Source organism: Novosphingobium sp. GW835-FHT14H07 (genome assembly GCF_058793515.1).
The window spans coordinates 1-13083 of sequence record NZ_JBXAFX010000047.1; the positions used below are offsets into that span (position 1 = coordinate 1).

At 64.5% G+C, this 13083-nt stretch carries 8 protein-coding genes and 1 pseudogene; 3 read left to right on the forward strand and 6 right to left on the reverse strand.

The window, feature by feature from the left end:
* The 3 genes and pseudogenes from AC1Q5P_RS21120 to AC1Q5P_RS21130 all read left to right on the forward strand — a co-directional run.
* Positions 1-138 (forward strand): annotated as a pseudogene (locus AC1Q5P_RS21120) (bifunctional D-altronate/D-mannonate dehydratase); the annotation flags it as partial.
* A gap of 29 nt (positions 139-167) precedes the next feature.
* Positions 168-1415: an MFS transporter gene (locus AC1Q5P_RS21125; RefSeq protein ID WP_039335599.1), complete on the forward strand. Its 1248-nt coding sequence runs from the start codon at positions 168-170 to the stop codon at positions 1413-1415.
* Between the two features lie 4 nt (positions 1416-1419).
* The gene (locus AC1Q5P_RS21130; protein ID WP_492519946.1) at positions 1420-3855 is read left to right on the forward strand and encodes a glycoside hydrolase family 31 protein; all 2436 of its coding nucleotides are present in this window, start codon (positions 1420-1422) and stop codon (positions 3853-3855) included.
* A gap of 88 nt (positions 3856-3943) precedes the next feature.
* Here the strand turns inward: AC1Q5P_RS21130 and AC1Q5P_RS21135 are convergent, their stop codons facing one another.
* The 6 genes from AC1Q5P_RS21135 to AC1Q5P_RS21160 form a co-directional block, all read right to left on the reverse strand.
* Positions 3944-4846 carry an alpha/beta hydrolase gene (locus tag AC1Q5P_RS21135; RefSeq protein WP_492519947.1) on the reverse strand — a complete coding sequence of 301 codons (903 nt, stop codon included), beginning with the start codon at positions 4844-4846 and terminating at the stop codon, positions 3944-3946.
* Positions 4843-6756, reverse strand: a complete 1914-nt coding sequence (locus AC1Q5P_RS21140) for a glycoside hydrolase family 2 protein (RefSeq protein WP_492519948.1) — start codon at positions 6754-6756, stop codon at positions 4843-4845. The genes AC1Q5P_RS21135 and AC1Q5P_RS21140 overlap by 4 nt, the downstream gene beginning before the upstream one ends.
* Before the next feature lie 122 nt (positions 6757-6878).
* Positions 6879-9131 (reverse strand): TonB-dependent receptor, encoded by a 2253-nt coding sequence (locus AC1Q5P_RS21145; RefSeq protein WP_230487891.1) that lies wholly within the window; start codon positions 9129-9131, stop codon positions 6879-6881.
* A gap of 238 nt (positions 9132-9369) precedes the next feature.
* On the reverse strand, positions 9370-10848 hold the full coding sequence (gene glpK / locus AC1Q5P_RS21150) for a glycerol kinase GlpK (RefSeq protein WP_492519949.1): 1479 nt from the start codon (positions 10846-10848) through the stop codon (positions 9370-9372).
* A gap of 22 nt (positions 10849-10870) precedes the next feature.
* Positions 10871-12412: a glycerol-3-phosphate dehydrogenase gene (gene glpD / locus AC1Q5P_RS21155; RefSeq protein ID WP_492519950.1), complete on the reverse strand. Its 1542-nt coding sequence runs from the start codon at positions 12410-12412 to the stop codon at positions 10871-10873.
* A 59-nt stretch (positions 12413-12471) separates the two neighbouring features.
* The coding region (locus AC1Q5P_RS21160; RefSeq protein WP_492519951.1) for a FadR/GntR family transcriptional regulator at positions 12472-13083 on the reverse strand (612 nt) is incomplete at its 5' end.

Sequence of the window (13083 nt, forward strand, 5' to 3'; positions counted from 1 at the left end):
GAAAAGGGCGAACTCTTCATCGGCGATACCCCCGGACACGGCGTCGACATCGACGAGAAACTCGCCGCCAAATACCCCTACAAACCAGCATACCTCCCCGTCGCACGGCTTGAGGACGGAACAATGTGGAACTGGTAGGACCAGGCGCGGGGAGAGGATCGCAAGGCATGAACTGGAAATCGGCGCGACTGCGCATCCTGGTGCTGGTGATGGTGGGCACCATCCTCAACTACATCGCGCGCAATTCACTGGGTGCGCTGGCGCCGCAGCTCAAGCTCGATCTGCAGATCACCACCGAGCAGTATTCCTATATCGTCGGCGCCTTCCAGCTGGCCTACACGATCATGCAGCCGATCGGCGGCATGCTGATCGACCGGATCGGCCTGACCGCAGGCTTTGCCCTTTTCGCGGTGGCGTGGAGCGTCGCCAACATGGCGCATGGCTTTGCGCGGGGCTGGCTCTCGCTCGCGGCATTTCGTGGCCTGCTCGGCATGGCGGAAGCGGCGGTGATCCCCGCGGGCATGAAGACCATCGGCGAGTGGTTCCCTGACCGCGAGCGTTCGGTTGCCACCGGCTGGTTCAATGCGGGGACCGCGCTGGGCGCTGTGATCGCGCCGGTGATGGCCGCGCTGCTGGCCAAGCACTATGGCTGGCAAGCCGCCTTCGTCGTCACCGGAGGCATCGGGCTGATCTTCGCCGTGGCGTGGTATCGCTGGTATCGCTCGCCGCAGGATGCGACTTATGTCAGTGCCGAGGAACTGGCCGAGATTCAGGAGGGCCAGCGCCCTGTCCCGGTATCCGCAACCACGATCCGTTCCATCGTCGGCTCGTGGCGCTACTGGGCCATCGCCGTCCCGCGCTTCCTTGCCGAACCCGCATGGCAGACGTTCAGCTTCTGGGTGCCGCTCTATTTCGCCAAGGAGCGCGGCTGGGATCTTACCCAGATTGCCCTTTTCGCGTGGGTTCCGTTCCTTGCGGCTGACGCTGGCGGCATCCTTGGCGGCTATCTCGCGCCTTGGCTGCAGCGCTGGAAGGGTTTGTCGCTCGAAGGATCGCGCATTGCCGGCATCTGGATCGGTGCCGTGCTGATGATCGCACCGGGTTGCGTCGGACTTGTCGCCAGTCCCTATGCGGCAATCGGGCTGCTCGCCATCGGCGGTTTTGCCCATCAGGTGATCTCGGTGCTGATCAATACCCTGTCCGCCGACGTCTTCCCCAAGTCCGACATCGCCAAGGCCAACGGCCTCGTCGGCATGGCGGGATGGACCGGCGGGCTGCTGTTCTCGCTCGCCATCGGCCAGTTCGCGGACAAGATCGGCTTTGCGCCACTGTTCGCCTGCCTTGGCCTGTTCGACCTGATCGGCGCGATCTGGCTCCTCGCCCTGCGCCGCCGCCTTGCCTTCGCGAAAGCCTGAGTTGATGAACGACCTCTCCCCTCCCCGCCGCGCCCGCCTCTCCGCACCGCCACGTTTCTCCGTATCCGATACCAGCGGACCGCGCGTTACGCTCGGCTCCGATACCGCCGCGGTGGCCCACGTCTTCGTTCTTGAAGACGACGTGATGCGGGTGCTCTTGCTGGCAAATGGCGAAGTCACGTCCCCGCCCAGCTGGACCATAGCGCCGGGCGCCGAAGACATTGCCGAACCGGGCCGCGACCGCATGGACACGAGCGGCTTTTCCGCCCCGGCCTTTACGCTGGAGGACACAGGCGGCCAGATCGTCATCGCTACGTCACGCCTGAAGCTTACCATCAGAACCGAAGGTCTGCTCTGCACCTGGCATCAGGCCACGGTGGATGGCTGGCAGCTCATTTCCGAAGACCGCCCTACCCAGGCCTACAACTTCGGCTGGTGGGACGAGGCAACCTACCACTACGTGAAGCGCCGCCCGGGCGAGCGCTATTACGGGCTCGGCGAGCGCAGCGGCGACATGGATCGCGCCGGACGCCGCCTGCGCCTGACCAATGTCGATTGCATGGGTTACGACGCGCAGAGCGACGATCCGCTCTACAAGTCCATCCCGTGGGTGCTGGTGGTCGACGGCGGGGGCGCGGCACATGGCGTGTTCTACGATACCCTGGCCGATCCGGTGTTCGATTTCGGGCACGAACATTCCAACTACCACCCGCACTATCGCTATATGCGCGCGGAGAGCGGCGATCTTGACTACTACATGATCGCCGGGCCGGATGCGGCCGCCGTGGCTCAGCGCTTCACTTGGCTGACCGGCCGCCCCGCCTTTATGCCGCGCTGGTCAGTCGGCTATTCGGGCTCGACCATGCTCTATACCGATGCCCCCAACGCGCAGGAGCAGATGGGCGAGTTTCTGGCAGGCCTCGAAAAGCACGGCGTCCCCTGCACCTCGTTCCACCTGTCATCGGGCTACACCTCGATCGGCGACAAGCGCTACGTGTTCAACTGGAACCGCGACAAGTTCCCGGACATCGAGGGCTTCGTCAAAAGCTATGCCGATGCGGGCGTCGAGCTGGTTCCGAACATCAAGCCAGCGCTGCTGCTGTCCCATCCCCGCTATGCCGAACTGGCGTCGAAAGGATGGTTCGTCAGCGACGCGAACGGCCAGCCGGTGGAGTGCCTGTTCTGGGATGAACTGGGCAGCTATCTCGATTTCACCAATCCGCAAGCTGCGGCATGGTGGCGCGAGCAGGTGACCGAACAGCTGTTCAGCTTCGGCATGCGCGCCACGTGGAACGACAACAACGAATATGAGATCTGGGACAAGAGCGCGCGCTTTGCCGGATTCGGGTCTCCCCGGCCCGCCGCTGCGGAGCGCCCGACCCAGACGCTGCTGATGATGCGCGCTTCCCGCGCCGCGCAAATCGCCTATCGCCCGAGTGAGCGCCCCTATCTTGTCACCCGCAGCGGCATGGCCGGGATGCAGCGTTATGCGCAGACCTGGTCCGGTGACAACTTCACCGCATGGAAGACCCTGCGCTACAACCAGAAGATGGGGCTGGGCCTCGCCCTGTCCGGGGTCTCCAACACGGGGCACGACATCGGCGGCTTTGCCGGCCCCTCGCCCGAGCCGGAACTGCTGCTGCGCTGGGTACAGGCGGGCATCCTCATGCCACGCTTCTCGATCCACAGCTGGAACAGCGATGGCACGGTAAACGAGCCGTGGATGTATCCGGAAACCACCCCGGCGATTGTCGGCATGATGAACCTGCGCCGGGCGCTGGTGCCACTCCTGCACGATCTGCTGTGGCGGCATCACGCTCAGTACGATGTCGTGACGCGGCCGCTGTGGCTGGACTTTCCGGAAGACCCGCAGGCGTGGACCGACGCCGACGCCTATATGCTCGGGCCGAACCTGCTGGTCGCCCCGGCGCTCGACAAGGGCGTCGGCTCGGTTCAGGCCTACCTCCCCGGCCCCACCCGCTGGATCGACCTGCGCGACGACCGTCTTCTTGAAGGCGGCAAGGTGCATGATCTGCCCGCTCCGGCAGAAGGACTTCCGCCTGTCCTCGCGCGTGAAGGCTCGGCCCACCTCGTTGACATCGCTCCGGGCGGCTTTGTCCCGCCAGCGCCGCAGCCTGCCGTGCTGCTGCTGCTCGCACCGGGCGACAGCCGCCTCGAGTGGACCGGCTATGACGAAGCTGGCGATGCGTGGCCGGATCCGGCGCAGCCGCCGATGTGGCAGACGACCATCCGCACCTCTGCGACCACCATCGACATTCAGGCAGCATGGCGCGGCCCCGGTTCCGAGCCCTCGCCGGTCCTGTCCTTTGCCGTGCCCGAGCGCGAGCAGCGCACTATCTCCGTGAACGGCAACGCGTTGCCGGTGCGTTCAGCGCAAGTCCTGGGGCTCACTCGCAAGGTCGTCGACTGGCAAGTCTGACCCCGACAAAAAACCGGCCCGAATGCGCTGTGCACTCGGGCCGGTAGTTGGAACTGCCATTGGCAGTGGTGGATCGGATAAGTCGGCGTCAGCGGCTGACGATACCGTTGGCCTTCAGCCAAAGGGCATACTGGTCGAACCAGGCATCGCTTGTCGTGCCGTTGGGCTGCGAGGCAAAGCCGTGGCCGCCCGCGCTGTAGAGGTGGAACTCCACCTTCGCGCCGGACTGGCGCCAGGCATGGAACAGCCCGAAATCCTGTTTGATGAAGAAGCGGTCGTCAGCGGCAATGGCGGCGAACAGCGGCGGGGCGTTGGCGGGAACCTCCGACTTCTCGGTCGGCCCATAGATCATGCCGACAAAGTCCGGCCGCGCGTCTGCGGCATTGGCCTGCGTCGTTGCCAGGGTCGTCATCGCCCCTGCCGAAAAGCCGAGGATGCCCACCTTGGCGGCATTGACGTGCCAGCGCGCCGCATTCTTCCGCACCAGCCTGATCGCCGCCTGCGTATCGGCCACGGCATAGTCGCGGTTCGTCAGGTCAACCGGCGCGCCCTTCTGGAACAGGTTTCCGAGCGCTTCCTTGAACCCGTCGATGCTGTCAGGCACCGGCTGCGTGCGGTACTTCACGATGAACACGCGGACGCCCAAGCTTTCGAGCCGGCGAGCCACATCAAAGCCTTCGTTGTCCATGGCTAGGAACTGGAAGCCCCCGCCCGGCACCAGAAGCACTGCCGGAGCTTCGGCATCGGCCGGCAGGCTGCTCGGCCAGACGATCAGCTGCGGCTTGCTCACATTGTATACCAGCCGCTGGTCGGGCGTCTGCTGGGCCCAGGCCTCATGCGCCGGGTTGGCGCGCGGGAGGGTCACCGGCAGATCGACGCTGGCCATTGCAGGAGGCGTTGCCACGGGCAGCACCCCTTTGACCCAGTCCCCCGGTGCGGCGAGCGCCGGGACGGCAACGAGGCTGAGTATCAGGGCAGAAAGACGCTTCACTTGCTGGGCTCTCCGGCTTTGCGCGCGAAGTATTCCGCAAGCACGCTGAACGCCTGCTTGCGCTGACCCGTCTCGGAAATCAGGCCCTTGCGGTTCCAGCCCATCTGGAAATCCGGGTTCTGCCTGCGCGGCGAGCGAAAGTCCTTCAGGATCCATGGTGAAATTCCGCGCAAGGTCGGCACGCGGTCGGCCATTTCCAGTGTCTTGCGATAGAACTCGGCCTGAAATTCTTCCGAGAACTTCTGCATGCCGTCCGGGCTGTGGAACCCGGCCTTGGCGTCGGCACCGAACTCCGAAAAGATCAGCGGCTTGTCGGCCGGCAGTTTCCACACGCTCCTGGGCAGATCGGCCAGACGGTCGGGCGTGTACCAGCCGTTGTAGGTGTTGATCGACACGATATCGAGATCGTCCGCCAGCGGATCGGCCATCGTCATGGTCGGCACCGCAGCGGCCTTGTCGCGCTCGACCAGCAGGGCCGCGCTGACAAGGCGGCTGGGATCGAGGCGCCGCACGTCACCGATCAGCGTGCGAAGGAAGGCGTTGCGCGCATCGCTTACCGGCGTTTCATTGGCAACGCTCCAGATCACCACAGAGGCACGGTTGCGATCGCGCAGGATGTTCTCGGCCAGCATGTTGCGCGCCGTCGCCAGCGTGGACGGGTTGGACCATGCCACCATCCAGTAAACCGGCACCTCGCTCCACACCAGCAGCCCCATCTCGTCGGCGGTGCGGGTCATCACTTCGGAATGGGGATAGTGCGAAAGGCGCACGAAATTGCCGTGGAGGCCGTTCTTGATCTCGCCCAGCAGCGCCCGCGCATTGTCGGGCGTGATCACGCGGGCGGGGTTCGCCGCGATCTCTTCCTCGTGCATCGAGATGCCGCGCAGGAACACCGGCTTGCCATTGAGCAGGATGTCCGCACCCTTGCGCTCGATCGTGCGGAAACCGACCCGGTCGCGCCATGTGTCATCGCCCGCTGCCAGCGTAACGTCGTAAAGCTTCGGGTTCTCGGGCGTCCAGCGCATCAAGGCGCGCGGCGCAGCCGCCGTGGCGCGCCAGTTGCCCTGCGCGTCGGTTCGACCTTTCAGGTCAAACGGCAGCCCGGCGACCTTCAGCTGCACCGGCTGGTTCGCCGCCGCCGGTCCATCGAGATGCGCATCGACGGCGATCTTGCCCTCGCGCGTCAGCCGCACCCAGGCGCTGTCGACGTAAGTGTCGCTGGTGTGGACGAGCTTCACGTCGCGCGTGACGCCGCCATAATTTTCCCAGTCGGTGACCGGCGGCGGCACGGTAGCGGCAGTGGCCGCAGAATCGACCCCGATGGTGATCTGGTTGTCGCCATCACGCAGCAGCCGGGTCACATCGAAGGCAAAGGGGGTGAAGCCGCCCTCGTGCCGACCGACCGGCTGACCGTTGACGAAGACGACCGTGGCATAGTTCGAAGCGCCAAAACGCAGGAAATAACGGCCCTTGCGCCCCGCCGGACTGTCGAAATGACGGCGATACCATACGAGGCCCTGATAATGCCGCATTTCCGGCGAGGCAGCGAGCCACGACCCCGGCAGCTTGACCTTGCGGTCATGGTCAAGATCGAACTCGAACAGCTCACGGTTGTCCTGCGCCAGCGTCTTGCGCACATCGATGTCGAGCCAGCGCTGCTCGGTCCGGTTGGGCGCTTCGCCATGGAAGCCGGCAATTCCCGATCGGTAGGGATCGATCGACCAGTTCCATTCGCCCGATAGGTCCACGCCATCGCGCATGTCGGCCGATACGAGCAATGGCGCGGTATCGACAGTGGCAAGCGGCAGCGTCGTGAAGACGGACTCCGCGGCAAGAGCCTGCGTCGCGAATGCAAATGCGCCCGCCAGAAGCGGGCCGAGAAATGCTCGATCGAACCGTGCCACGCGCATGCTCTCTCCTGCCGTACTTATCCGGGCGCATATCCGCCACCGGGCCTGCTCTTGCAGTGCTTGGCCGGTCGCAGTCCTTAAAGAAAAATGGCCGGGCGCTTATCGCGCCCGGCCATCCGTGATCAGAAGTTCAGGCTGGCCCGAACCCCGCCATAGCGGCGGAAATCACGAGGGAGAATTGCTGCGGTAGCGATATTGCTGCCGCCGCCCCACACGCCCGAGTTATTGATCAGCGAGGGGTAGTACTGCACGTCGAACAGGTTGTTGACGAATGCCGCCACTTCCCACTTGCGGCTTTCATCGCGCGCGCCGACCGAAAGGTTCACGATCGTGAACTCCTTCTGGAAGGTCTGCGGATCGCGCGCCACGTAGAACACGCTACCGGTGTACTGGACGTTTGCCTGGATCAACCCGCGGATGTTTTCCGTTAGCGAAGGCGTCACTTCGCCGGTCACGTTGAACTTCAGCCTCGGCGCCTGGACGGCGCGCTCGCCGGTCAGGTTCTGGAAGGCCGGAGACTTCGTGCGATCGCAACCCTGTGCCGCCGACTGGTTCGGGAAGCATGGCGACGACGGGAAGCTGATGTACTTGGCATCGAGCACCGCGATCGAGGTGTTCAGGTTGAACAGGTCGCTCGGACGGAAGCCCGCATCGATTTCCACGCCCTTCGTGCCCAGCTTGCCGACGTTGGTCAGGCGGAAGTTGGTGGTCAGGTCAGGCAGCACTTCCACAGCCTGCGCCTGCAGGTTCTTGTAGGTCGTGTCGAAGTAGGTGACGTTGAAGGTAAGCTTGCGATCGAAGAGCTGGGTGCGCAGACCGAATTCGATGTCGCGCGATGTTTCAGGCTTGATCGGACCGGCATTGGCCCGGTTTGCATTGAAGCCGGTGGTCAGGTCGTAGGTCTGGCCCTTGTAGCCGGTCGAGTAGGTCGCAAATGCGCTGATCGTCGGCGTGAACTCATAGCGCAGGCTGGCACGATAGGTTGCAGCCGTGTCAGAGGCGTTGCCGGCGAACTGTGCGTTGCCGTTCTGGATATCCTTGAAGGTATAGCCAATGCGCTCGTTCTGGATGCGCGCGCCGCCGGTGAAGGTTGCATTGGGCATGAACTGCCAGTCAGCCTGCACGAAGGCAGCGATCTGGCTGGACTTCGAGGTGGCGAACCAGTTGGCCAGCGAGAACGCCGGGCCGCGATAGAACGGGCGCTCGAAGTCCACGTTCGCGTAGTAGGCGCCCACGGTGTAGCGGAACGGCTTCGAACCGTCCGAGAGCAGGCGCACTTCCTGGGTAAACAGGTTCGAGCGGAAGGTGCCGGTCTGGATGTTGTTTTCCGAAGCGAGGCTCGACGAGGTTTCGTCCGAGTCGAAGTAATCGTTCAGCTCGAAGCTGTCGTACGAGGTGATCGAAACCAGCGTGTGATCGCCCAGCGTGAATTCGCCACGCAGGTTGCCGCCGCCACCTTCATAGTTGGTACGGGCGTTGTAGTTGTTGCTGATGTTGGTGTTTTCCGGCCCCGGCTTGACGCCTGGCATGACGACTGTCGCCAGCTGGCCGGTGCCACGGAAGCGCAGGCCTTCGGTCATGCGGATATAGGGGCGGCCCACCGTGGTATTGCCGCTCATGTAGTTGAGCGACAGCGTCACGCTGGCATCGGAAGAAGGCTCCCAGCGCAGCTTGGTGCGAACACTGCCGGATTCGCGGCCGTTGACCTTCTTACCGTTGAACAGGTTGCGGACGTTGCCATCCCACTTGGAATAGGCACCGGAAACCACGAAGCCGAGCGTGTCGCTGATCGGACCCGAAACGCTGAAGTTGGCGCCATATTCGCTGTCGGTGGTGGCCGTGGCGTTGGCGCGGATCTTCAGCTCGTCAGTGGGGTTGCGCGTGATCAGGTTGATCAGGCCGGCCGAAGCCGCCTTGCCGTAAAGTGTCGACTGCGGGCCACGCAGCACTTCGATGCGCTCGATATCGGGCAGGTCGCTGAACGCGCGAGCCTGGAAGGCCAGCGGCACTTCGTCGACCAGCACGGCAACGCTCGGCTCCACGCCGATGCCGAAAGCGAACGTGCCGACGCCGCGCAGCGAGACGTTGGCGTTGACCGGATGCTCGGCAGGGCGAATGGTCAGCGAGGGCGAGATCTTGCCGAGGTCGCCAAAGTCACGCACGCCGGCAGCAGCCAGCTGCGTCGGACCGACAACGGACACGGCCAGCGGCACATTCTGCACGTTTTCAGCGCGCTTCTGCGCAGTCACGATGATTTCGCCGGTGTCGGCAGGAGCGGCGTCTTCCGCTGCAGTCTGCGCCGATGCGGCCTGCGCGCCAAAGGCGATCGCCATGGCCATGGCGCTGACACCAAGTGAATTACGGATGCACTTCATGAAACCCCTCCTCATGCGCGGACTGTTATCCGCCTCGAACGCAGGTCTATTACCAAATGGCCTAGCCAGATGCAAGACTGGTTTTACAGGTAAGCCGGTATATTGGTCAGATGTTTCATTCAAAGTGGTATTCAATCGCGGTTTGTTGCCGGATTCCGCCCAAAAGCCGGCGCTGCAAACGCGAAACAGAGCAGCAATGGCAGGTTTGGTCAGGCCAGATTCCGGGATCCGCCACATCTCAAGTCAGCGTGGCACGGCGGATAGCAGCCCGCCATTCGCTCCTCAGACGCTCTCGCTGATTGCTTTCCATCGCCGGTTCGAATCTCGATAGACCCTCGACAGCCGCGGCCCCGTCCAGCACGTCCGGCCAGCCACCACACCGATGCCCGGCCAGCATCGCTGCTCCCAGAGCCGTCGTCTCGAGATTGGCAGGACGCTCGACAACAATGTCGAGGATGTTCGCCAGGAACTGGCAGAACCAGTCGTTTGCCGCCATCCCGCCATCGACGCGCAGCGATGCCAGCGCCCCGGCCCCATCCTGTTCCATCGCGGCAACCAGATCGGCTGTCTGGAAGGCCACCGACTCGAGGGCCGCGCGGGCGATGTGCGCGGCGCTCGAATCAAAGGTCAGGCCGGCGAGCATGCCCCGGGCTTCAGTGCACCAGTGCGGCGCGCCCAGGCCGACGAAAGCTGGCACCATGTAAACGCCACCGTTGTCTGGCAGTCGCGCCGCCATCTCCTGCGTCTGCTTCGCCTCGACGATGATGCCCAGCCCGTCGCGAAGCCACTTGATCGCTGCGCCCGCCACGAAAAGCGAGCCTTCCACCGCATAGTGCGTTTCGCCATCGATCCGATACGCGATCGTGCTGAGCAGGCGGCTGCGCGAACGCGCCACGGTCGTGCCGGTATTCAGCAGCATGAAGCCGCCGGTGCCATATGTGATCTTGGCCTGACCCTGCGCAAAGCAGGACTGACCGACCAGGGCTGCCTGCTGATCTCCGGCAATGCCGCAGATGGGGATGCTGCCCCCAAGCAGGCTCGTCATGCCGAAGTCGGCGGCACTGGCGCAGACTTCGGGCAGCAGCGCGGCAGGCACCCGGAACAGTTCAAGCAGTTCGGGACACCAGCGCTGCTCCACGATATCGAACAGCAGCGTCCGGCTGGCATTGGTCACATCGGTCTTGTGGCTGCGCCCTTCGGTCAGCCGCCACAGCAGGAATGTGTCGATGGTGCCGACGGCCAGCTCTCCCTTCTCGGCACGCTCGCGCGCTCCGGGGATAGTATCGAGCAGCCAGGCAATTTTCGTCGCCGAGAAATACGGGTCGAGCAGCAGGCCAGTCTTTTCGTGAACGAACGCCTGATGGCCCTGCGCCTGCAATGCGGCACAAGTATCCGCGGTGCGCCGATCCTGCCAGACGATCACGTTGTGCAGCGCTTCGCCCGTCGCCCGGTCCCAGAGGACAACGCTTTCGCGCTGGTTGGTAATGCCGATCGCGGCAATATCGTCGGCGCTTGCACCGGCCTTGGCCAGGGCCTCGCGCGAGGTCTGCAGGGTATCGCGCCAGATCTCCTCCGGATCATGCTCGACCCAGCCATCGGCCGGATAGTGCTGTGCAAATTCGCGCTGCGCACTCGCCGCCACGCGCCGCGAGGCATCGAACACCAGGGCGCGTGTCGAGGTCGTGCCCTGGTCTATCGCCAGTACGAGATCACCCATTCCCATTTCCCCCAGACCCTTGTCAGGCGTTCGCCTTGAACCAATACGCCAGCTTCTCGGCCACGTCTGCCGCAGCGGTGAGGCCGAGCTTGCTGCGCCGCCACAGCACGTCCTCCGCGCTGCGCGCCCACTCGTGGGTCTGCAGATAGCGCACCTCGGCTTCGGTCAGGCCTCCGCCGAAATCGGTGCCAAGGTCCTGCCAACCTTGCGCATCCCCGAGGATCATGGCGAGCCTCGTGCCATAGGCGTGCGCCATGCGCTTCATGGTTGCGGCTGGAACGAAGGGCCACCGCTCGCGGGCCTGTTTCAGAAACCCATCGAAACCGGCCGCGCCAAGCTCACCGCCCGGGAGCGGCGAAAGGTCCGTCCAGGCATCTCCCGATCCGGCCAGCCACGGCTTCAGATCATCGAGCGCATGTTCGGCAAGACGCCGATAGGTCGTCAGCTTTCCGCCGAAGACGCTCAACACCTGCGGCCCCTCCGAGCGTCCCAGCTTCAGCACGTAATCGCGGGTGACGGCCTTGGCATCCTCCTGCCCGTCGTCGAACAGCGGACGCACGCCCGAATAGGTCCAGACTACATCGGCAGGCGCAATCTGCCGCTCGAAGTACCTGTTCGAGGCCGCACACAGATATTCGACCTCTTCCGCACTGATTTTCGGCCGCGCCCGCTCGTCCTCGCCTACGGCAACGTCGGTCGTCCCGACGAGCGTGAACTGACCTTCATAGGGAATGGTGAAGACAATCCGGCCGTCGTCCTGCTGCAGGATGAAGGCATGGTCGCCCGGATAGATCTGCGGCACCACGATATGGCTGCCCTTGACCAGCTTGATCGCCCCATCGCGTGTCGCACCCGCGACCGAGCCCAGCATGCTCGCCACCCAGGGGCCGGCAGCATTGACGATCGTGCGGGCGCGCACCGTGCAGGGCGCCGCGATGGCTGGTTGCGGCGCATCGGCGTTGGGTTCAAGGGCCACCGTCCAGGCATCGCCCTGCTGCTCCGCCCCCGTGACTGCGGTCCCGGTCAGGATCGCCGCCCCGCGCTGCGCCGCGTCGATGGCATTGAGCACGACGAGGCGCGCATCATCGACCCATGCGTCGGAATAGACGAAGCCCTTGGACAGCCCCGGCTTCAGCCCCTTGCCCCATTGCGGATCGCGCAGGTTCGCCCCATGCGACTTGGGCAGGCTGTGCCGCCCGGCGATGTGGTCATAAAGGAACAGCCCGATCCGGATCATCCACCCCGGCCGCCCACCCTTGGGTTGCGGCAGCACGAAGCGCAGCGGCCAGCTGATGTGCGGAGCAATCCTGATCAGCCGCTCCCGCTCCTGCAGCGATTCCCGTACGAGCCGGAACTCGTAGTACTCAAGGTAGCGCAAGCCGCCGTGAATCAGCTTGGTGCTCGCCGATGATGTGTGCGCGGCAAGATCGTCGCGCTCGACCAGCAGAACGCGAAGACCGCGTCCCGAGGCATCGCGGGCAATGCCCACTCCATTGATGCCGCCGCCGATGACCAGCAGGTCATAGACCAGATCCGGATCAAGCTCCGGGTACGGTGCCGTCATTCCAAGGTCTCGCATTTCATCCGTTCAAAGCTGCGCAGTCTGCGCGCGCCTTTCCACCGTCACGCCGTGACTTTGGCGTAGCGATCGCGTTTGGCTTGTGTTGCTCTTCGTGCTTCGGCGAGGAGTCGTTCTTCGGTGGCGAAGAGGAGGCCGTCGAGCACGGCGGAGAGGTGGGTGCGCATGGCGGTGCGGGCGGCGTTGGGGTCACGCGCGCGCAGGGCCTCGAGGATCGCGGTATGCTCCTCGACCACCGGCTTGATGTTGGCGTGGCGGGCCTTCTCGTGCAGGAGCGCGGCCTCGGGCGAAGTGCCGCGCAGGTCCCACAGCTGCGCCACGGTGTTGTAGACCGCCACGTTGCGCGTCGCCTTGGCAATGGCGAGGTGGAACGCGCGGTCGGCGGTCTCGGTGCCGTTGGGGCTCCGGTTCTCCTCGGCGATCTGCTGGACCAGCACCTCGATCTCGGCAAGGTCCTCGTCGGTCATCTGCGTGGCGGCCAGTGCCGCTGCCTCACCCTCGAACAGCAGCCGCGCCTCGGTCAGTTCGAACGCGGTCACGTTGAAGCCGGGACGGTCGTTCTCGCCGGGCAGCCGCTTCACATAGGCGCCCGAGCCGACCCGCACCTCGACCAGCCCCTGCACTTCGAGCGCGATGATCGCCTCGCGCACCGTCGG